The sequence below is a fragment of the Devosia sp. genome (genome assembly GCF_014860165.1).
Lineage (GTDB): Bacteria > Pseudomonadota > Alphaproteobacteria > Rhizobiales > Devosiaceae > Devosia.
In genome coordinates, this window is record NZ_JACZKG010000082.1 from 1 (window position 1) to 20,460 (window position 20,460).

19 protein-coding genes are annotated in these 20,460 nt (G+C 59.0%); 5 read left to right on the plus strand and 14 right to left on the minus strand.

Features of this window, described 5'->3' with window-relative positions; genetic code table 11:
* Nucleotides 1-76: transposase (locus IH615_RS22280; RefSeq protein ID WP_366484651.1), on the minus strand; the 76-nt coding region annotated here is incomplete at its 3' end.
* Nucleotides 77-313: 237 nt separating this feature from the next.
* Between IH615_RS22280 and IH615_RS20980 the strand changes: the two genes are divergently transcribed.
* A complete protein-coding gene (locus IH615_RS20980; protein WP_291365079.1) occupies nt 314-1,549 on the plus strand; it encodes an AAA family ATPase in 1,236 nt (411 codons plus the stop codon).
* Nucleotides 1,546-2,889, plus strand: coding sequence for a hypothetical protein (locus tag IH615_RS20985; protein ID WP_291365081.1), 1,344 nt, complete (start codon nt 1,546-1,548; stop codon nt 2,887-2,889). Before IH615_RS20980 ends, IH615_RS20985 begins: the two co-directional genes overlap by 4 nt.
* A gap of 102 nt (nt 2,890-2,991) precedes the next feature.
* On the opposite strand, the gene IH615_RS20990 is transcribed toward IH615_RS20985, so the two are convergent.
* From IH615_RS20990 to IH615_RS21020, 7 genes are all read right to left on the minus strand, one after another.
* Nucleotides 2,992-5,658, minus strand: coding sequence for a hypothetical protein (locus tag IH615_RS20990; RefSeq protein WP_291365083.1), 2,667 nt, complete (start codon nt 5,656-5,658; stop codon nt 2,992-2,994).
* Complete coding sequence (locus IH615_RS20995; protein ID WP_291365084.1) at nt 5,655-6,842, minus strand: SIR2 family protein; 1,188 nt, start codon at nt 6,840-6,842, stop codon at nt 5,655-5,657. Before IH615_RS20995 ends, IH615_RS20990 begins: the two co-directional genes overlap by 4 nt.
* Before the next feature lie 164 nt (nt 6,843-7,006).
* Nucleotides 7,007-8,920 (minus strand): hypothetical protein, encoded by a 1,914-nt coding sequence (locus IH615_RS21000; protein WP_291365086.1) that lies wholly within the window; start codon nt 8,918-8,920, stop codon nt 7,007-7,009.
* Complete coding sequence (locus IH615_RS21005) at nt 8,917-9,486, minus strand: hypothetical protein (RefSeq protein WP_291365087.1); 570 nt, start codon at nt 9,484-9,486, stop codon at nt 8,917-8,919. The genes IH615_RS21000 and IH615_RS21005 overlap by 4 nt, the downstream gene beginning before the upstream one ends.
* Entirely contained in the window at nt 9,483-10,661 is a 1,179-nt protein-coding gene (locus IH615_RS21010; protein ID WP_291365089.1) for a dsDNA nuclease domain-containing protein, read from the minus strand. Before IH615_RS21010 ends, IH615_RS21005 begins: the two co-directional genes overlap by 4 nt.
* 319 nt (nt 10,662-10,980) lie before the next feature.
* Nucleotides 10,981-11,655 (minus strand): SMC-Scp complex subunit ScpB, encoded by a 675-nt coding sequence (locus tag IH615_RS21015; RefSeq protein WP_291365090.1) that lies wholly within the window; start codon nt 11,653-11,655, stop codon nt 10,981-10,983.
* A 14-nt stretch (nt 11,656-11,669) separates the two neighbouring features.
* Nucleotides 11,670-12,626 carry a DUF1403 family protein gene (locus IH615_RS21020; RefSeq protein ID WP_291365091.1) on the minus strand — a complete coding sequence of 319 codons (957 nt, stop codon included), beginning with the start codon at nt 12,624-12,626 and terminating at the stop codon, nt 11,670-11,672.
* Between the two features lie 124 nt (nt 12,627-12,750).
* On the opposite strand from IH615_RS21020, the gene IH615_RS21025 reads away from it, so the two are divergent.
* From IH615_RS21025 to IH615_RS21035, 3 genes are all read left to right on the plus strand, one after another.
* The gene (locus tag IH615_RS21025; protein WP_291365161.1) at nt 12,751-13,917 is read left to right on the plus strand and encodes a site-specific integrase; all 1,167 of its coding nucleotides are present in this window, start codon (nt 12,751-12,753) and stop codon (nt 13,915-13,917) included.
* Between the two features lie 75 nt (nt 13,918-13,992).
* Nucleotides 13,993-14,256 carry a hypothetical protein gene (locus tag IH615_RS21030; RefSeq protein WP_291365092.1) on the plus strand — a complete coding sequence of 88 codons (264 nt, stop codon included), beginning with the start codon at nt 13,993-13,995 and terminating at the stop codon, nt 14,254-14,256.
* Nucleotides 14,253-14,939, plus strand: coding sequence for a nucleotidyl transferase AbiEii/AbiGii toxin family protein (locus tag IH615_RS21035; protein WP_291365093.1), 687 nt, complete (start codon nt 14,253-14,255; stop codon nt 14,937-14,939). The genes IH615_RS21030 and IH615_RS21035 overlap by 4 nt, the downstream gene beginning before the upstream one ends.
* Nucleotides 14,940-15,226: 287 nt before the next feature.
* Here the strand turns inward: IH615_RS21035 and IH615_RS21040 are convergent, their stop codons facing one another.
* The 6 genes from IH615_RS21040 to repA all read right to left on the minus strand — a co-directional run bounded on the left by IH615_RS21040 (nt 15,227) and on the right by repA (nt 20,281).
* Nucleotides 15,227-15,640, minus strand: a complete 414-nt coding sequence (locus IH615_RS21040; RefSeq protein ID WP_291365094.1) for a type II toxin-antitoxin system VapC family toxin — start codon at nt 15,638-15,640, stop codon at nt 15,227-15,229.
* A complete protein-coding gene (locus IH615_RS21045; RefSeq protein ID WP_291365095.1) occupies nt 15,637-15,930 on the minus strand; it encodes a plasmid stabilization protein in 294 nt (97 codons plus the stop codon). The genes IH615_RS21040 and IH615_RS21045 overlap by 4 nt, the downstream gene beginning before the upstream one ends.
* A gap of 151 nt (nt 15,931-16,081) precedes the next feature.
* Nucleotides 16,082-16,405, minus strand: coding sequence for an antitoxin Xre/MbcA/ParS toxin-binding domain-containing protein (locus IH615_RS21050; RefSeq protein ID WP_291365096.1), 324 nt, complete (start codon nt 16,403-16,405; stop codon nt 16,082-16,084).
* Nucleotides 16,402-17,745, minus strand: a complete 1,344-nt coding sequence (repC, locus tag IH615_RS21055; protein WP_291365098.1) for a plasmid replication protein RepC — start codon at nt 17,743-17,745, stop codon at nt 16,402-16,404. Before repC ends, IH615_RS21050 begins: the two co-directional genes overlap by 4 nt.
* 190 nt (nt 17,746-17,935) lie before the next feature.
* Nucleotides 17,936-18,943: a plasmid partitioning protein RepB gene (repB, locus tag IH615_RS21060; RefSeq protein WP_291365100.1), complete on the minus strand. Its 1,008-nt coding sequence runs from the start codon at nt 18,941-18,943 to the stop codon at nt 17,936-17,938.
* Nucleotides 18,944-19,060: 117 nt separating this feature from the next.
* Complete coding sequence (gene repA / locus IH615_RS21065; RefSeq protein WP_291365101.1) at nt 19,061-20,281, minus strand: plasmid partitioning protein RepA; 1,221 nt, start codon at nt 20,279-20,281, stop codon at nt 19,061-19,063.
* Between the last annotated feature and the right edge of the window lie 179 nt (nt 20,282-20,460).

Here is a 20,460-nt window from a genome sequence, read left to right on the forward strand (position 1 = left end):
CGGCAACCGGGACCCCGGCCTCCTGCTCCTTCAAGATCGCAATGATCTGCTCTTCGGTGAACCTGCTTCGCTTCATCTCTGGTCCTTCTGATGGGGCCAGAGCCTACTTCAAACTGGATTAGGCGCAGGGGGCAACGTCAGCGTGTCCGACCGACGCACGATGCGGCTATATTGCATTCGTCCCATCGGTCCGTCTAAGTTGTTGGTAGGTCGAGCAGCTCTGCTCTTGGTTCGATATTTTCACCCACTCAGCCCGAGAGCGGCGCCACTATTCACGGCCAGCGAAAGCTTCCCTCACGATCAAGGTGACTGCGTGGACTATGAAGAGGATTCTCCACCCGTCACCGGCAATCTGGCAAAGGTCGTCAAGATCGATCACCGAGCCGGCGTGATGCACGCCCGTCTGCTCGACGGGCGCACGGTGCAATGGACGGGCATGACCGGAGACCTGCCAGAGGTCAGTGACGTTCTCCTCCTGACCGAGAATCGTTGGCGGCAAGCCGACTCGGATGCCTGGACGACCTACAACTCCACCGCGATCGTAAAGACCGTGATGGAGGACGGTACTGTGCTGCTCGATGATGGTTTTCGGATCGTGCCGATCCCAAACCCCTTGGACATCGTGGTCGCTCCGGAAAGCACCGTTGAATACAACGACATAGACGGCATAGTGCGGTCGCTCTCGGACCAGCCGATCAGAAGTGCCAGGGGTCAGCCGGAGATTGACTATTCGACCTCGGATTTTCTGGTCGAAAGCGTTGCCAGCCGACTGACGTTCGCGGACTTCGGCGGGTATCCGCACGTCATCGATCGTGCTCGCGAACTCATCGAAACGCAATTGAACCGGCGGGACCTTCTCGACAAGATCGGCGCAAGGCCCGTGAAGGGGGTTCTTTTCACAGGTCTGCCGGGAACGGGGAAAACCTTCTTGGCCAGGATCGTCGCCGCCGAATCCGGAGCTGCTTTCTTTCTGGTGAGCGGGCCCTCGATAGTGAGCAAATGGGTCGGTGGCTCGGAAGGTACGCTACGCAGGATATTCGAGGACGCGGCAGATCATCCAAGCGAAAAGGCCATAATCTTTTTCGACGAAATCGACAGCATCGCGGAGCGGCGAACTGGGGACTCGCACGAGGCGTCGAAGCGGCTCGTCGCGCAATTGCTGACGTTGATGGACGGCTTCGACGACAAAGGGCGCAACCTCGTGGTCATCGCTGCTACCAATCGCGTGGATTCGCTCGACCCCGCATTGACCAGACCGGGACGTTTCGACTGGGAGATCGAATTCGGTCTGCCGACTTTGGAGGATAGGCTTCAGATCCTACTCGTCTCGGCACGAACCCACAGAATATCCGATGACCTTCATTTCGGCGAAATAGCCCGCGCCACTGAGGGATGGGCTGCTGCTAAACTCACCTCGCTGTGGAGCGAGGCCGCGCTGATTGCGGCCGGAGATGAACGGGATTTCATTGCGGGGGAGGATATGGATCAGGCCTTCGAACGCGTTGCTTCTCGTCCCAGGCGAGGCGAAACCGCGGGAGACTCCGCATGAGGGTCCTGAAGCGGTTGAAGCGTTTATTCAGCAAGAGAAAACCTGCGCCTCCCCCTGTCGTTGTCTTGAATCGCAGTCTCTTGCGAGAGTTCGTCTATCTCGACGAGGTCAGTCTGCGAAGCTTGCTCTCTTCGCAGACTGGTGGGGTCACCGACAGCACTTCCGATGAAATTACGAGAGCGGCCGAAGCGGAGATAACCGGCGGCTTTGGGGCCACCTCGCCTGTGTTGAACGCTGAGGTCGGATCCAGATATCAGACCAGCAACAGCAGCACGCTTCAGACTTCGCGGAAGGCCACCGTGCAATCGTGGTTCCGCGAACTACTCGCCATTGACGGCCTTCGCCTGATCGAAGTAGCGGAGGCGCCGCCGGATGCCGCAGAGTTGGACGAGGTGATTGCTGGCTCGCCTTCGCCAGGCGCAATAGGCGCCGCACACCTGCGCCGTGGCGAATTGGTGGAATTTCGAGTGAAGCTCTCCGCGGACCCGGTGTTCCACATGAGCACAATGGTCACGGAATTCGCCGGTATGGCCGAGGACTTCCCAGGCAAACTGGCGCCTGATGCCGGCAAGGCGCTCGCTGAAGTGCAACCATTGAACCGGATCCTGAGCAAACTCCTTGCCGGGCTCATTCCCATCCGCGGCGAGGCTGTTGATTACCGCGTGGCGACAGTGAGCGGACAGGAATGGCTGGTGCACAAGGCGATCGCTGAGAAGTTCGATCTACCCAGCCGACATTTGATAATCGTAGGGGTCACCGAGCACTTGGCGTACTGGAAAGACATTCGGCGCGTATTGTTCTCCCAAGCCGAATTCACGATCCTCTGTCGAGTCTCCCGCAGCTTACTGCAGCCCACATGGACGCCGGTCAAATTGGCGGACCTGTTCAAAACGATCGCGCCCGATTTCGTCCAACAGATCAATGAAGCGAGCCTGCTCTCGGTAAACCCCCAACAACGACCGAACGCGCAAGCTCCGGTGAACGAGGTCATCCGCCGAGCTTTGAAGCACTACTCGACGAAACTGCTGAAGGTCGCGAAGTACACCGCCAGCAAGGACCAGAAGGCCGTAGTAACTGAATTCATCGAAAACAGCTGCTCGGAGCAGTTGAACGCGGTTCAGGAGCGTCAGGCTTTCCGAATGATGAGGCAGTTGGTCGAGAGTTGGGTTCCGCTGGCAATCAGTCCGGAGCAAGACTTGGCTTTGAGGCAGTCCGCCCGCAAACAGGCAGTATCCGGAACGGCTTCGGCGGTCCGCTCTCGCAATGTGGCGCACTTGGAGCCGAACATGGAGCAGCCGCCCGCCCTGCTGGATGTCGAGGTGGTCGCCATATATTGGTGACGAGTGGAGGACGACCGGCGCCGTTAGAGCGGCGCTTACTCATATTCGATCAGACGACTGTTACCTGCGCAGCGACGACCCGTGTCTGGAATTAGGCCGGAGTTACCGGCGCGACAGCGTTAGAAGTCGCTGGTACCTGGGATCTCTTTCAAGGCCAGGCGCTTTAGACGCAATATGATTGAGTGCTCGGTCGAGACCATTGGGAACCCTGGCGCCATCTTGTTGGCCGATAGTGCGGTCCAGCATGGCCAGGAATGCCCCGGCTGCTTCCGGCGTATCGACGTGATGAATTGCCCTCTCGTCGTCCTGATGAGCCCATACCCCATACTCCCACAGCGACCAGCAATCGAACGGCGTGAGGTAAGGTAGGATCATCGCCACCGCGTCCACAAAAGCGTCGCCTGCCGCTGCGGGCAGTTCCACGAGCGCATCTGAAACTTTTGCGGAATTCAACGTCCGTTCCTGAGGCCATACCTGCTCGAATATGCTCTTGACCAAGGTAAATGCCGTGCCCCCCGTCATGTTAAGTGTTTTGGCGGCCGCCAAGAAATCCTTTAAAGCCCGAATCGCGGCAGCCCTAACGACGTCGCCGCCCATGCGAAGCATCTGTTGGGTCAAGTTTACGGGTACCGAGGCCGAGTATGGCTTCGGTACTCTCGGCAGGAGATGGGACCAAATTACATGTGCCGACAGGCGTCTCCGATCGTCGTCGCCCAAATCGGAATTCGCGGCAGCCAATGCCAGAGCGGGCCCGACGACCTGCATTACCTCGGCTTGAGGCAACCGGGCCTCGCCAAAGGCGCCCCAAAGCTCGAGGGCATTCCCGCTGGCCCCCCGCAACGGCTGCACCAACGTTGCCAAGGTCCAGGTTGGACTGCCGTGGTAGAAGTAGCTGATCGAGGTCACCAACCTAAAGCGGGCTTGCAGGCCTGCCTCGTCACCGGCATCGCCCACCTCGGCGAGAATGGTCGGCCAAGGCTCCGCGTCGAGCAGCTTGGAATCCGAGGTCAGGTCCGGTAGCGCCTGCACCAGGGCGGAGGTAAGCCGTCCGACGGGCGACGAAAAGGAACGTTCGCGAAGTGGTCGATCCTCCACGTCGGTAGCGTTCACCGCCCTGACCGCCAATGGCCAGAGCATCCGCCACGCAGGAAGAAAGCTGCTCGTCTTGCCGAGCATTCGATCCCAGCTGTCCATCCAGGCGGCGAGTGCGTCAATGACGTCGTAAGCCAGGCTATCGTCGATGCCCACGATAGCGGACAGGACTCGCTCCGCCAGTTCGGCAGTCTCCGACGCCGCCTGATCCGCCTTGTCGGGCATCGCATTGAGATCTGCGGGGCGCGAATAGTAGCCGATGGCCTTCCATAGCCTGCGCAACAAGTCGGTACGATCGCCGGCTTCTGCGATTAATTCCAGCGCGATATCCAGATGTCGGCCCAGGAATCTCGACGCCCCTACGCTGCGATCGTCCCAATCATCGCTTTCCTTGAGTGCGGCATCGATTGCCGGCAGCAACTCGTCACGGCCCATGGCTTCGAAGTCCCCTCCGCTCGGAAGAGGCTGGGACTCTATTCTGACGCCGGCGTTGAAACCGGCGGTTACCGATGACATCACCACCGGCGACTCCATAGCGGCAACCTGCTTTTCGATCCACGATGCGGAACGTGACGAAAGGATGCTGCCCGCGAGTTCGATGCGCCTGAACTCGGCGACCGCGCGCCGGACACTCGTCATCGAGAGCTCCTCCTTCGACAAGCGCTTCGATAGCAGATTGCGCGGGAACCCTTTCCTTATCCGCCCCTCCAATTCGGCCTTGGCCATGTCGGAGAGGGAACTCCACCGGATTGCGCGCAGCTCGGCGATCTCCGGGTAATTGTCGGCAACCCAGAATTCCTTGTCCGAAAGGGACTTCAAAAAGCTCTGGACCTCCGGTGGCGAGGCGAGCGAAGTATCTCGAGCGGCAGCAGCCCATAAGCGCCTATACAATTCCCAGCTCTCAACGGCGAACGACGCGACCAACCTACGGGCAGCTGTCGCATCGAGGTCGGCAAGACGCTCCACGACAGCGGACAGCAGCTTAGCGCAAGGGGCAAACCCGTTCGCATGGCGATCGGGCTCTCCGCCTCCCGGCGGGTGCTCGGAAACGTCCACGAAATACACCCGCCGGACGCTAACCCGCGTTATGTCGAAGTCGTCGGTGATCGAGTCGATGTCCCGAGCTGAGCACAGTCCGCTAAACAATGCGGCGTCCAGCGCCTTTCCCAATTCGACCAGGAAAGCCACGTCATCGATTGAGTTCATCTCCAGCTCTTGCGGCGTGAGCGCATCGCCGCTGGAGATCGACGCCCACAATAGATCGCCGACACTCTTCGGCGTTTTGGGGCTCTTGCTACCATAGAAGGCTTCGAGCCTGTCCCTGGGTTCCAGTTTCACCCAAGGCCTGACGGCGTCGACAATGAGCCGAACATTCTCCCGCAATGCTCCGCGCTCTACCATGCTCTTCTTGAGAAGCAATCGGTCATATGCGGAGGCGGAGTCCGGTCGAGCCCAGAACTGGAACATCTGCCGCCAGGCCTGGCGATAAGGCTCGGGCAGCTTCGCCTCACTGCGATCGAAGGCCTCGCGGATGGCGCCTCGCTCTGTCACGTCCTCGGATGTTAGGTCAATCGCCCATAACAGCATCGGACGGCTGGCGAGGCGATCTTTGACAAATGTCCAAGTGACCTGCGCGACTCCGTTCTCAATATCGGCCGGCGCCATCCTGCGCATCATGGCGGGCCCTCTTCGGGTCGGCGTATCACCCCGTTGACGAAAGTCAGCCAGAGCGGGTCGGCGCCGAATTTCGACAGAGTTTCGATCAACTCGATGCGCTCGCTCGGATTGGACCGACGAACGAGGTACCAAAGCAAGGATTTGGCCACCTCTGCCTCCGGGGCGCCGGGTGACAATTTCGAGATTTCCTTCAATCGCGCCCTGTTCGGCTTCTTGTTTTGATCGGACGGGATCACCCGCGACCACTCCGTCAACACTTCACCAAGCGCCCGATGCCCGTCGGCCCTGTTGTAAGCGATCGGAATTATGCCACGGGCAGTCCACTCTGCCGGCGTACGCGTGTCGTTCGGATCGCAACCGACAAAAGCGTAGCGGGGTTTGAGATCGACAAAGTGACGCTCGTCCGATGCGATGGCGTTTAGCAAGTAGCGGACTGGCGAGTCATTGGCGCTATACCCGACAAGCACCAGACTAAATATCCTCGCGGCGTCGTACAGGAACGACGTGACGGTATGGCGCCTGAGATAGTGATCGCCGAAGTCTCGATCCGTCAGGATCAATTGCGACCCCGGTTGCCGGTGATGCGGCAACATCCCGTGTATGTGCATGATCCCCGAGAACTCGCTGGCTCGACTCGGGTTCGGCATCTGGCCCAATGCCGATGCGGAAAAGGGTATCCTTGCGGCCTTGGCGGCGGCCTCGAGAAGTCTGTCGAAATTGGTGGTAACCAGCAGCGCCTCGCCGAACCGTTGTCCAAGGGTCACGAGCGCGGAGTGCAACGCGTTGTGCGCCCGCGCCTTGGATAGGACCTTTTCGGCTGCCGCCCGCATCCTGCCATCCTTAGTCGGGTCGTCATCGATCCGGCGCTCCAGCATCCCCAACACCACGTCGAATTCGTTCTGCTGGAAAAACTTCAGCTCGGTTCGCTGCAGGTCGGTCAGTATGGTCTCGATATCGGCCCACTGCTCCCCCCCGGCTCTTATGCGGTCTATCGGCTCCGACATTGTCGGGTCGACCTCTGCATAGATTTGCGCCACCAGGCCGCCGAAGTCCGGTAGCGAGGACGGATCGGGATAGGACACGCCGGCACCTACGATGAAGAGAACTTCGCCGTGGTCCCGAGCAAGCATTAAATCCGCCGGCAATGCAGGCAGCCCGGGTTTCAAAAAAATCGTTTCGGCCAATCGCTGCCCCTTCAACCTTGCATCGGAATTGTTATTGTTCAGCGAACCGTTCCGACGCTAGCGGGACGAACAGTCATAGGTACGACCGATTTTAGCAGCGATCTTTGGGCCGCACGCTACCGGCCCCGAGCCAGTGCAGCATCGGCCGCTGGGATCTACATCCCTCAGGCCAAATGAACATGAGTCAGGCGGTGAGAGTGCACGCCAGTCAACCCAGCAAACGATGCACCGGTCATTATCAGCTGAGCCCCGGCGAACCGCTCTTGTTGCAGTAGGTCGATGAAGGGCTGCACGATGAAATTTTCCTTGTCTTCTACGGCCTCGCCAGAGAATTCACCGGGAACGTCGATTATCGAAAGTCCGGGGTAGTGGCTCGTTGCACCATCGCTGAGGCTGAGCAGCCCGTAATGATAGGCCATCAGAAAGTAGAGTGTATCTGTGCCCCCAAGCGCGGAGTTCCAACGCTTAGAGCCGACGCGCATCGTGAAACTCCATCTCGATAGGTCAATTTTCACAGGGCTGTGCCGCCACACATTCGGGCGTAACTCGTTTAGTGCGTTGAGATACGCATTCATCCCGTCCTCAAGCCTAGCCGCCGCCGCGTCGAAATCCGAAGCACGCGCCGCCTCATCCACGATCCGCTGAAGTGGCTCAATTTGCTCCTCGACCTCTTTAACGCGGGCGGTTAAGTCGTCACCGATTTCAAAGGCAGAGGCGATACGGCCAATTTGTCTTTCTCGTTCACTTGCCTGGCCAAGAGCCATGTCAATAGCGCTAACATTCTCTTGGGCCAGTGCAGCAACTGCACTCCGCACAGGAGCCAATTCATTTTCGACACCTCTGAGTACCTCACCAGCGTCCGCGGCCTCGTTAGCAAGGGTCATGGCCTCCTTACCGAGAACCAGGAGAAGTTCGTCTGCTTCCTGCAACTCGGCAGCGATACGCTCTCGCTCAAAGCGAAGGCGGACAGCTCCAAGTTCTTCAATAAGCGGTTCCGCAGGCAGGTGTTGATGACACAAAAAGCAGTGATGACCATCGCCCTTGTCCCCAGCCACAGCCTGATCACAAGCGGGACAGTGGGTGATACGGAGGTCAGCAAGAATCTCTCCCGCGTCCTCAGCGCGCGCGATGCGGTCTAACTCGTCCGCTAGATCATGGCGATACCGATCCAAGTCAGCCAAGCGCTCCGTGACGGCAACAACTTGCCGGCGATTTTGCTCCAATCTCGCGAGTATATCGGCTCGCCTCTCGCCCAAGTATTGGACATGTCCGAGACGTTCTGAAGAAACAGCTGTGTCTCTAGCGTCCTCTAAAACGCTGGTGCGTTGGGCGCGGAGCTGCTCCACATCGCGCCCAAGCCGCTCATGTGCAGCACGGATTGTGCCGGCGTTCACGCTGACGCTCATCCCGGGTTCGGAGAGAATGTCTCGGGCCAGATCCTCTAAAGTACTGCTATACTGCTCGCGTCGAGACTTCAGTCGCTCTACCTCCATTTTGAGCGTGATCAGCCGCCCATAATCATCAGTGTAGATCTGCTCTGCGAGACCTAAGAACTGCAGAAGGCTCGCGTGCTGTTCACCGTCTGGCTGCTGATCAGCGATGCCACTCCAGAATCTTTGCTGGCGGTAAATGTGGCGTAGCAACATGCGAAAACTCAGCTCGGGCCATGTCTGCCCCGACATGGGATTGCCCTTGGGGAAGTTCAGGCTAGGGATACCGAGTTGCGCCAAAAGCCAATGTTGAAACTCCTTGAGCGGCATCCCCGCTCCATCAACGAAAACCTTAGTCTTGGCGCCGGATTCTCGCCAGCGACGCTCGATAAAGAAGGACTTACCAGCGATCAGAACATGGGCGGCGGCGGCATCGTATTTGGCTGCGAGCCCAGTTTCCTCCGCGTCAAAGGGATTGTCACCAGTATCCCCCAACAAAAAATCGAGTGTCTGCAACCACTTCGTCTTTCCGGTGTTCGGTGCGCCAACGAGCAAATTCACGCCCGTCTTGAAGTCCAGGCTTTCCATGTTACCGGTCGATAAACGTCGCTCCAAACTAGCAAGTGATAGAAACTTCGACGTGGTCATCCGATAAGTTCCCCCATGGGCCGACGTCCAACTTCCTCGTCGAAGATCCGATAAATTAGGTTTTTCAAATATGTACCGTTCTTGCTGCCAAAAACTTTCTTTATATCTCGCATTCTTTCCACCAAGGGTCCGAATGATGTTCGGTTTGAGAGATCTTTTGCCCGAGATCTCCCTAGTTCTGTCAACGCAAGGCGATAGGAATTGTCGTGCTTAGCGACCGAGATAAGCCGTTTCGCTTCGAGATGTGCGAGAACATGGTAGTAACGTTTGTCCCATGGACCATAGTGATGTCTGACCATCGCAGACTCTACAGTTGCTTTGAACTTTCCGGCCGCGTCTGCTTGTTCTTCAACTCCCGATGCTACGACTAGACTTGCGGTCTCGAAGAAATCCGGGTAGCGCGAAAAGAAGTCCAGTTTGGCCATCTTAGTGAGCCCATCGATGCGGCCTGAGATTCCACAAACATGGAGCAATAATAGTAACCTGGCGGCATGAAATTCTACGATGTCGTCTGCCGAGAGGGGCAGGCTGGCCGGTTGCATGCCGACCCGGTTAAGAGCCCTCATTGCCCCGGTCTCGCGAAGCGGAGAAGGCATCGATCAGCGATGTCGTACATGCAGCCTTTTAGGAAGGCAGAGCGATCTTCCTCACCAGCACTGCGTTCACTGTTCACTTCGTCCATTCGATCAAGGCAAAGCGCATGAAACGCTGATCCTTCGACATCAATCTGTCCCGCCACATAGCGCGCACGAAGGGACATAACTTCAGACTGCACACGGCGCTGCAGCCTCTCCACATCCCCCGGATCCAAGTATCGTGGCGCCCGCGACTCCGCGGCGTAGCTCCGTCGAAGGTCCAATGCCAGGCCCACAAGTTCGTCCGGCAGCTGCGCGTCGTCCATCTTATCCGCGAGCTTTCCCCCGGCGGCCATAGAGAGGCCGTCAATTAGGTCCTGTATACGGCTTTCCCACCAAGACAGGAGTTGGTCTCGTGTAATGATTTTCTTGGCAGGGTCTTTGTCCCATTTGGCATCACCGGCCGTTTTGGCCCACAAGCGGAGATCCTGCAGCAGAATTTCGGCCTGCTCGAAAAGGATGTTAGCGCCGGTTTTCAATGCATGCCGCACCAGTCGCACCAAGTTATCATCTTGGACTGATTTTTCGCTGTGCCGCTGATCCCAAAGACAATTCCGCAGCCAATACAGTGAAACGTTCCCTTTGGGCGAGGTGAAGTCGGGAAATCGTGACGTCAATTCAGAGTTTAACGCTACCATTTCTTCAGAGGTCACGTCCCGAGCGGCTGCCGTCAACGGCAAGGTGAGCGGTTCTAGGGCGGTAACGACCGGTCGCAGAGTTACTAGCCTAAATCGGGCGATCTCATTGTGCTTGTCTCGCCCCAGCGATCCTTCGAAAATCGACGTCCCCGCTTTGCTCTTTTTTCGCTGACACAGATCAGCGACAGACCAAAGCTTGTCTTGCTCGCTTGCCTTAACCTGGACGAATTCAGCTATGCAGCCAGCCGGGGTGTCACCCTGACGAACCAGCACAATGTCATCATGAGTTTCACAGTGAATTTTCAGGAGAGATGGCAGCTCCAACATCTCAAGGAAGAATCCGACCGCAATTTCATCTTGATAATTAAACCCAGCTCGGGCGTTTGGGCCGCCTTCTTCTGCGGGCTTAGCCAGATCGACTGAGGGCCATTCCACAGTAGCCAGATCAGCTTGGTTACCATGCGTCACGATGACAGCTCGACGAGCGAGCTCTCGCCTCGCCAATGGAATGGGTGGTCTGACGAATCCCGAGCTGTCGGGCCGCTGTTCGCATGCCTTTGTATGGCTAACTCATTAACTCTGCACATTTTCCCCCACTGTTCAAACTTGGGGCAACTATTTCATCGGCGCAAGTTCTTTGATCGACGGGGCGTCGGATCGGATGGATTACGGCCAATGACGATTACTCTTCCTTCTTGACCATAAATTCAGGCGGGGCACAGCAGGCTCTAATCTGGGCTACTGCCCTTGACGACGCACAGAGGACGTTTCGCTCTGCTATGGCCATCTAGCGACCGTCCGAAGCTGCATCGTCTGCCGCCCGCAGCGCAGCCGACATGTACTCGCGGCTCACTCCGGCTGAGCCGATCAACCCGGAATCCTCTAGCTCATTCAGGCCGGGCAGCTCACGCAAAGTGTCGAGCCCGAAATGCTCCAAAAACCCCTTCGTCGTCACATAGGTGAACGGCGCTCCCGCGGTCGGGCTGCGCGGTCCCGCGGTGATCATGTTCTTGTCCCGCAGCGCCCCGATTACGTCGCGCGACACCTCGCGTCCCAGGATTTCCGACACCCCTGCCCGCGTCACCGGCTGGTGATAGGCGATCGACACCAGCACCATGGCCTCGTTCTGGGTCAGATCAACCGCCCTGTCCGGCACCGCAGCAGAGGTAGCAATCGCATCGGCATAGGCAGTTCTGGTGCGGAATGCCCAGCCCCCAGCGATACTGACCACGTCATAGGGCTTGCCGCGCAGCGCTTCGCGGATGTCGTCGATCAGCAGGTCAATGCTGGCGTCGCGTCCAACCACCCGCACCAGGGCTTCGCGATCCACCGGCTTTGGCGCCGCGAACAGCACCGCCTCGATGCGGTTCATCCATTCGCACCAGCGCAGGTCGGCCGGCATATCGGCCAACTCGGCATCGAAGATTGGCGGTTCGGCATCCGTGCGTTTGCGCCTTGCCATTGATTTGCCCTGCCTCACAAGCCGTAAAGCCGGAACGTCGGCCGACCGCTGAGTTCACGCACCGCACCGAGCTCGCCCAGCCGATCGAACAGCCGTCGGGCGCCGCGCGCCGACAGCTTTGGGCTCGACCAAGAGCCCGGTACCGCATCATCCGACAACAGAAGTTTGATGACGTCACCAGAACCCTTGGCGCGGAGCTTTGGCGCCACCTCCGTCAGTCTTGCGGCTCGCTGCGCCAAATCGGCGCCGAGATCGCAGGCTTCTGCCGCCGCCGCCGCGCAAGCCAAAAACACCGCCCTGCCCCACCCCTCCGCTCCCGGCCGGATGCGCTTCCTGTTTTCGCCGGACTTGAAGACCGGCGAGACCGCCTGTCCCATCAGCAGCGGCACCGGAACGGACCATCTGAACTTCTGGGCGAGGAGCATGTCGGCAAGCCAGAAGCCCAATAATTCGGCATCGGGTCGGGCCCGATAGACGGTGGCGGCAATTTCGGCCGCCAGCACCGGCGCCGGCCGCGACGACACCACCATATCCTCCGCATTGGCGACGACCTCGGCGAGACCGTCATCCCAGTGCAGGCCAAAATGCTGTTCGGCGACCGGGCGCACCTTTTCCTCATCGCATCCGGTGGTACGGCTGGCCAATCGGCGCCAGGCCATCAGGATGTGCCCCGCGGGGCCAGGATCGTCGCCGGGGCCCCGTAGAAAATAGGTATCGCGCAGGGCTGATTCATCCTCACGCCGGCCGGTCAAATTCACCGCCGCGGCAGCGCTCTGCAGGGCCAGCCGCTGCCGCCACGCGCCGGCCCAGGGCAGGTCTTGACGCACCAGATTATCCAAGGAATTCAGAGCTGCACCAGCCAGATAGGCCGCATCGGCATCGTGCGACACCAGACCACGCTGCCGCGCCCACACGGGCACTTTGGGCATCAGCGAAGGATCGATAACCAGCAAATCAGCGCGCGATTTCATGCCGGCAGGCTAACACGTCACGGCGCTTATGGCCATCGATTATGCACATAAACGCCCCACCTGTCGGCAATTTAGGATGACCGATAATCTTGCATTATCATTCGTTTTGCTCATTATAGAGAGAATGGCCCGAAATCTCGACGCGAGCACCGAAAACGACCCCCAGCACGGCTCTGCTCGACCACAGAGCACGCCTCTACCCGTCGGAATTTCACCAGCAACAATCGGCGATGTCGAAACGGCCGAAAACGACGATCCCTCGGCCGAGGTGCTCTCCCCTGCCCCGCAAAGCGCGTCTGCCCTGCCCGCACATCTGGAAGCGCTCGCGGATCGCGCCCGAGAGTATGTCGAAGCAGCCAGTTCGCCAAACACGCGCCGCGCTTACGATTCCGACTGGAAGCATTTCGGCGCCTGGTGCCGGCGCCAGGGTCTCGATCAGCAACCGCCTGACCCGCAGATTGTCGGCCTCTACATCACAGCCTGTGCCTCCGGTGCCGCAACGAGCAATCGGAAGCCGGCCGCTGTCTCCAGCATCGAGCGGCGCTTATCCGCGCTCTCCTGGCACTATCGCCAGCTTGGCGAGCGGCTCGACCGCGGCGACCGCCATATTGCCACTGTCCTCGACGGCATCCGCAACACCCATGGCCGCCCACCGGTTCAGAAGGAAGCCGTGCTGCCGGAGGATCTCATCGCTATGCTCGAAACCCTCGATCGCGGCAGCCTGCGCGGACTGCGCGATCGTGCGATCCTGCTGTTGGGCTTTGCCGGGGGCCTCCGGCGCTCGGAAGTGGTGGGGCTCGATATCGCTGATGAGCAAACCGAGGACGGGCGCGGTTGGATCGAGATCTTAGAGCGCGGGATGGTTTTGACCCTGCGCGGCAAAAACGGCTGGCGTGAGGTCGAGATTGGACGGGGATCGTCGGATAGCACCTGTCCAGTAGCGGCGCTAGAAACCTGGCTCAAACTGGGGCGAATTGCTCACGGTCCCCTCTTCCGGCGTGTGACGGGCGGGGGCAAGAAGGTGGGACCTGAACGGCTCCGTGACCAGGAGGTCGCGCGCCTGGTCAAGCGCACGGCCGTTGCTGCAGGTGTCCGCGGCGATCTCTCGGAAGGCGAGCGCCAGGGAAAATTCTCTGGACACTCGCTGCGCGCCGGCCTCGCCTCGTCAGCTGAGGTCGATGAGCGCTATGTGCAGAAGCAGCTCGGACACGCCTCGGCCGAGATGACCCGGCGCTATCAGCGTCGTCGCGATCGGTTTCGTGTCAACCTGACGAAAGCTGCAGGGCTATAGCGCCCCCCTCCCCTGCCGGCCCACCAATGAGCGCAACTTGCCGCAAAGCCCCAAACTGACTAAGCTGACGCCATTATGAGCAAGCATCTGATTTCCGTGCTGACTACCGTAAACGCACCCTACAGCAAACAGCTGGATGGCGCCGGGCTTGCCCATTGTCTTTCCGACCTCGACTTGGCCAAGACGTTTTCCGGGCAGGTCTCGTCGTTTCTGGGCGAAGTGCCGGTCGACTGGCAGCTTGAGTTTGCAGCGGCATACAACATTTCCAGCGACGACCTCGCCAAATTTGCGTCAACCTTTTCCAAGTGGACAGGTGAGACCTATAAACTCGCCGCATGACCGATATCGGCTCTGACCGTCGGCCGTCCGAGTGGCGCCAGCTTTTTGGTATTGCCATCGGACTGCTTGATCAGGTCCGGTATCTGACCGGAGGCTATGACTTTACGTGGTCATTCGGGGGCGGGACCGCCATGATGATCCAGATCGGTCACCGCGAAAGCCATGACGTCGATATCTTTCTCGACGATGCGCAGTTGCTGGGATTTCTCGACCCGTCGAAAGGTAGCCTGACGGTGCCGGCCAACCTGGCTGAGTACGGGGGTGATGGTGCCAGGTTTCAGAAGTTCGCCTTTGGCGATTTGGGAGAGATCGACTTCATTCTTGCGGGCGCCTTGACCGACGAACCCTTCCAAATCCGTGGCGTCGAGAACCGCCCGGTGAGGCTTGAGACGATTTCGGAGATCATTGCCAAGAAGGTCTACCACCGTGGAGGCCAGGCCCAAGCTCGCGATATCTTCGACATTGCAGCTGCCGCACGGACCCATCGGGCTGAAGTGGTCCACGCGCTAAGAAAATATCCTGATCATGTCGCGGCCACGCGGGCGCGTCTCCAGCAACTTAATCCGGCGTTTGTCGCATCAACGATCGGACAGTTGATGATTATGCCAGAATACCTGGACGTAGCGCCAAACAGTCTTGAGATTGTCAATGACCTTCTGGATGATGCGCTCTCGAGAGCGTAGGCGTCCAGGGGCCGAAATGGGCGCGCGGATCACGAATTTGCAGGTTCATCGGGGATGCTCCCTCGCACAAATCGGCATCAACGATCCGTTGACTGCGTAGCGCCATCACGGCTATCGCCGCAGTTGTGCAGTCCCCTGCCCTAAACCAGGTCCGCAGTGCGCTGAACGGATCGACCGTCCGAACGCCCAATATTGCCACCAGCGGCAACTACTCTGGCCGGCATCGAGCGCACTGAAAGTGCTGACCAAGGCAGTCTGGCTGAGTCAGCACCTGGTAGGTGCGGCGTTCAGAACGCCCAGGGCGAGACCAGGTTGAGCCCCGTCGTTTCGAAATCGGCAAGGTTTCGTGTGGCGAGCCGACCACCATTCACCTTGGCAATTGCCGCGATCATGCCATCTGGCGCCGACATCGGCCTGCCCTGCCGCACCGCGCCGCCCATGATTTCGCCATAGGCAAGCGCCGCCTCCTCTGTGAGCCCGAAAATCCTGTCGGCAAAGCGCCTACGCCAGTTCATCAGCCCCTCGGCAAGCCGCGACGCGCGCTCATCGGGTCGGATCTTGTCAATCCCAAAGGCTATTTCAGCGATAGTTACCGTCGGTAGGGCGAGTTCAGCGTCATAACGCACTAACCAAGCGATGACGGCCTCGTCGGGGACCTTTTTCAGGGTCTCAGAAATGACGTTGGTATCGAGAAAGATCACAAATCGACCCCGATATGGGGCCGGCGACCTTCTCGGATCACGGATTCAAGGTCCAAATCCGTCCCTACCTGGACGGCCAGGCGGGAGTAGAACGCGGCGGCCGGCTCTCGACCAGCTTCCCGCACCTCATAAGACTCAAGCGCGCGCTCGACAATATCAGCAATTGAGCGGTTCTCGCGTCGTGCCAGCCGGCGCGCAAGATCGCGCGCCTTGGCGCTGCGGACTGAAAGTTGCGGTTGAGCTGCGGCGATGATGGTCTCCTGCGCTATCTTGACCACAAGATAAGCCATACGTCTGCTGCTAGCAAGCTGGCTTCTGCCATTTTGCTAGCGTTTGACCTGCTTCGGCTCACCCGGCTGGTAATCCTGAGCCCGGCGCTCTGCCCCTGTTTAGGCTTGTCTGCGCCTGACACGCAGCAAGCCGAAATTCTCGCTGACCGCCTCAAGCATGAACGCCGGCGCGAACAGCCTCCAAATAGGCCAAAACATCGTCGCTCTTGCCTTCACCGACCAGATCATAGGCGGTTTTGCCACTCCATCCGGCGATCGGCTGATGCTTGAACCAGATCGCCGCTCGACTTTCGTCACCCGCCATCTCCGTGGCAGTGGCGAGAATACGAGCGATCGGTGTCAACGTTGCGTCAAGCTCCCGAGCTTTGCACTTTGACCTCAGTGAGCTCGGAACAAGTCCAGCGAGCTTTGCGAGCTCCGACGGTCTTAACCCGAGCTGCTCCGATAGTCTGGTCAATTCAGGGTTGACGGTCATGTTTCCCGATCCTGTTTGGCCATGGACATGCGCAGCGCGTCGCTGATTTCAAGTCGCTTCTCAGTCCGATCGAGCCGTTGCGCAGCACTAAGCTCGCCTTCAGCGGCCTCAACTCCGGCCCCCGCGGACTTCGCCGCGTCAAGTTTAGCCCTAAGCAGCGCCATAATCATCGGCCAGGTCGTGAATTTCCCTTCCTTGGCGCGTTCGGTCAGATTTCGCAGGTATCCGCCCGGCGATTTGATCTGGTCCGTTTTCTGATAGATGGCGGCGAGGGTAATTGCCGCCTGCTGTTCGCCCATGGCGACCTTGGCATCTTCCCAGGCGCTTGGGCTAATCCCCAAAACAGGGCGGGCCAGATCGGTGGTGGCGAGGAAGTCGCGCCAATTGCGGATGTCGCCGCCGCCCTTCACCAGCCAAAGCAGGTTCGGGCAGGCATCAAGCACGATACCCAGCGGCAGTTCGCGCTTGGGCAAGCTCCGCAGGTTGTCAGTTTCGCCGCCGCTGCCGCTCTCTTCTTTTTTTATTCCTAAGCCGCGTTCAGATTCATTTTTAGATTCGGTATTTGAATTCTGTATGTGGCGCTCAGTATGAGACTCATTGGCGTTCAGATTCTGTGATTTTACGAAGGATTCCAACACGTCACGGATCTGGGTCCAAAGATCGTCGAGTTCGGCCGCCACGGCCTCGAGTACCTGGCGTGGGGCAGTCCTCGGGAGCCGGCCGATAATGGCCTGGTACTCGATATGCACGCTCCCCCAGTTGCCGGGAACGCCTTCCTCGATGCCCGCTTCGATCATCTTCACGATGTCGCGGCGACATATAGTTAGCCGTTCCTTGACGACCTTGTACGCCTTCTTCTCCGCGCGCATCGCCTCGGCAAGTTCCTTGAACTCACCAGCTCGCGCAACGATCGGTGACAGGTCGAACCCGTAGGCCTGCTCGACTTCGCCCCCCTGCCCTTTCCGAGCGTAGCGCTTGCCATTGGGGCTATCGCGACGAACGATCAGGCCACAGTCGACCAGGTTGGCCAGGTGCCGGCGCAGTGTCGCCGGCGACATACCATTGGCCCGGCCGATGAGTTGTTCATTGGACGGCCAAACAATCAGGGCGCCGTCACTGTAGAATGCGGTTTCAGGGTGGAAGGACAGAAGGGCATCGAGGATCGCCAGCGCCCGATCGGTGGCCCCTAGGGCCAGCCGAGCTTCCTTAATGTCCCTAAACACATGCCACTTGTGCACTGTGGCGCCCTCGGGCGCGTTCTGGGCCGTGACTTGGCTTGCAATCATGCCAAGCGACATCGGCCGCCGCCCAAAAGGCGTCGTCGCGGTATGCGTCTGCATTGTCTTTCACCTTGCGTAAGGCAAAAGAAATTCGGCCGCTGAAGCGGTGCGACCCTAGGAGGGTCTTGACTGCGATTCGGGGAAGTGCGATTCTCGCGTTACCACACGTCGAGAAGGGCTTCCGGAATTCGCTTTCGGGGGCCTTTTTCTTTTGCGACTGTTGTCGGCATAGGGAACATCCCTACCCCACCTATTTCCGTCCTTGGTCTCCTTCGTCTTTGGCAAATTCGGAATAGAGCGCGTCCAGGCGCGCCGCCACAAAAGCGGCGAACGCGGGAACGCGCTTTTCGTCGAAGGTGATCGCAGTGTGGGAGCCACGCCGCTCTATCAGGGCCGCTCGCCGGCCCTCTGGAGTGGTCCACGCTCCACCCTTCGTGGAGCGCTCAGGGCTCAGCGTAGTTGCCGTGAACACCATATTGAAACGCGCGTCGCTATCGGCAGCGCGAAAGCTGTCAGACGCAACGACTTCTTCAACCTTTGTCGTCGCTTTTGATTTGTCGATGGCCTCTGTCAGAGCATGCCATCGAGCACGACCAACTTTCGCCGCCGGTCCGATCTGCCGTGCCAATTCCTCGGGAATGCGCCTGGCGATGGAAATGTACCGGCTCAGATCGGACTTGTCGGTCGATAGTGCTGACATGATCACCGAGCGTTCGTAGCCGGCATCCTCGAGGCGCTTGGCAAACAGCGCCTTTTCGATGAATGACAGATCGGCGCGATCCAGATTCTCGCGGCCCTGGGCAACAACCACTTCATCGTCTGAAAGGTCACGTACGATCGCTTTAACAGGTCGGTTGAGACGCACAAGCGCACGCAAGCGACGTCGACCATAGGCAATCTGGAAGCGGCCTTCGGTTGCCGGGCTAGGCCTCACCAGAATGGGCACCTGTTGACCATGGCGTTCGATGCTCGACACAAGTTCATCAAAGCCGGGATCCAAGTCAGCCGACAGCCTGTCAGCTATTGGAGAGGGATCGATCAGCGCGGGATCAAGCGAGACGACATGGTCCCCAGTAAGGAGCTGTTCCTGCAGTTTGGCCGCCGCCCGCGCGCCTTGCGTCAATTCCTGGAGGGAGGTGCCCATGGCGCCAATGGCACCGCTACGGACCCGATCCGGATTCTTTGCTGGCGATGCGCCGGCGGGTGCCGGCGCTGTTTTCGCAAGGAAGAGGGAGTTGAGCGCGTCCTTACGGCTCATGCTTAACCTCCATAGAACTAAGAAAGTTGGGAGCTCCCAACTTTGGTATTTGAGATGACCTCAGCGCAAAAGTTGGGAGCTCCCAACTTTTCACTTGGCGGGGGGAAAGGGGGGCCATCATGTGCGGCCCCATGCGGATTTCATAAGCTGCTCGATCTCACCGTTGACCGCATCAAGCGCTTCCATGGCACGGTCATAAGTGGACCTGGTGAGGTTCTCCCGCCCGATTTCGTAAAGGGTCTGCTTGGTTAGCCCGGCATCGGAAACCGCGGCGGACTTGACCATTGGGTTGGTCAGCACGTGGTCGCCAAAGAGATTGCGGAGGAGGGCGGCGACTTTGGTCTGCGGGCCGTCTTGCGGCTCGTAGCGGGTGAGGAGATAACGGATAAAGTCATACTGAAGCCGACCTCCCGCATCGCGGACAACGCCCAACAGATCGCGGGTCATCAGAAGAAACTGGCTCATCGACGCCACGTCCAGCATTTGCGGATGGACCGTCACCACCATGGATGTGGCTGCACACAAGCCGCTAAGCGTCAGAAATCCAAGCTGCGGGGGGCAGTCGAGCACAACGACATCATAATCGTCGGCTACTTCGTCCAGTGCGCTAGCGATGCGCGCGAAGAAGATGCCTTCTCCGGATTTGCTACGATCAACTAAGGCCCGGGGCGTTGTGTGTTCGAATTCCATTAGCTCGAGATTGCCGGGCACCAAGTCCAGGCCATCGAAGTAGGTCTTCCTGACGACGTCCTTGAGACTCTTGCGGCCCTCATCATAGCGGATCGCTGCATAGAGAGTTTCGTTGGTTCCGACATCGGTTTCGGGCAGCACACCGAGCAACGCCGAAAGACTGGCCTGGGGATCGAGGTCAATGGCAAGGACCCGGTAGCCTTGAAGAGCAAGATACTGAGCCAAGTGCGCTGAGGTTGTGGTCTTGCCCGAACCACCCTTGAAGTTTGTGACGGCGATGACCTGAAGGTGCTCGTTCTCGCGCCGATGCGGAACGAAGTCAGTCGCCTCGCGCCCCCGAGTGCCACCCGACAACAGGGTGCGTATCTCGTTGATTTGACCAAGCGTATAAAGACGGCGTCCGTTGCTTGTGGTCTCCGGCTGGGGTCCGTCGCCGGCGAGTGTCATCTTGCGAAGTGTGGAATCGGAGACCTTCATCAATCGAGCGGCCTCACCGGAGGTAAACCGACGCAAGGTCTTCTGTGACGTCGGCGGAAACATCGCCTGGCTCAGCGCTTGCAGCTGGGCGCTAAGAAGTTCAGCATGCGCCCCGATGGTCTCATCAGCGTCGGCATTCTGCTGGGGCTCTAGAGCTGCGCTAGTGTTCACGGGAATTTCTCTCGTCACGGAAGTTCGACCATACACGCCGATTTACCGTGACGATACCGAACTTGCGTGCGCGTGCAAGGAGTTAATGGTTAACGACTTATTATGTCCCATAGCGCGCATAGGCCTCCACAAGCTCATTTGTTGTTATATTTCTGACCCTTAGCCGTGCTTGATCCATG

Bases quoted from the DNA above. Each gene is read 5' to 3' on its own strand.
- IH615_RS20985 (WP_291365081.1), top strand. From the start codon at position 1,546: ATGAGGGTCCTGAAGCGGTTGAAGCGTTTATTCAGCAAGAGAAAACCT.
- IH615_RS20990 (WP_291365083.1), bottom strand. From the start codon at position 5,658: ATGATGCGCAGGATGGCGCCGGCCGATATTGAGAACGGAGTCGCGCAG.
- IH615_RS21000 (WP_291365086.1), bottom strand. From the start codon at position 8,920: ATGACCACGTCGAAGTTTCTATCACTTGCTAGTTTGGAGCGACGTTTA.
- IH615_RS21005 (WP_291365087.1), bottom strand. From the start codon at position 9,486: ATGAGGGCTCTTAACCGGGTCGGCATGCAACCGGCCAGCCTGCCCCTC.
- IH615_RS21015 (WP_291365090.1), bottom strand. From the start codon at position 11,655: ATGGCAAGGCGCAAACGCACGGATGCCGAACCGCCAATCTTCGATGCC.
- IH615_RS21020 (WP_291365091.1), bottom strand. From the start codon at position 12,626: ATGAAATCGCGCGCTGATTTGCTGGTTATCGATCCTTCGCTGATGCCC.
- IH615_RS21025 (WP_291365161.1), top strand. From the start codon at position 12,751: ATGGCCCGAAATCTCGACGCGAGCACCGAAAACGACCCCCAGCACGGC.
- IH615_RS21030 (WP_291365092.1), top strand. From the start codon at position 13,993: ATGAGCAAGCATCTGATTTCCGTGCTGACTACCGTAAACGCACCCTAC.
- IH615_RS21035 (WP_291365093.1), top strand. From the start codon at position 14,253: ATGACCGATATCGGCTCTGACCGTCGGCCGTCCGAGTGGCGCCAGCTT.
- IH615_RS21045 (WP_291365095.1), bottom strand. From the start codon at position 15,930: ATGGCTTATCTTGTGGTCAAGATAGCGCAGGAGACCATCATCGCCGCA.
- IH615_RS21050 (WP_291365096.1), bottom strand. From the start codon at position 16,405: ATGACCGTCAACCCTGAATTGACCAGACTATCGGAGCAGCTCGGGTTA.
- repC (WP_291365098.1), bottom strand. From the start codon at position 17,745: ATGCAGACGCATACCGCGACGACGCCTTTTGGGCGGCGGCCGATGTCG.
- repB (WP_291365100.1), bottom strand. From the start codon at position 18,943: ATGAGCCGTAAGGACGCGCTCAACTCCCTCTTCCTTGCGAAAACAGCG.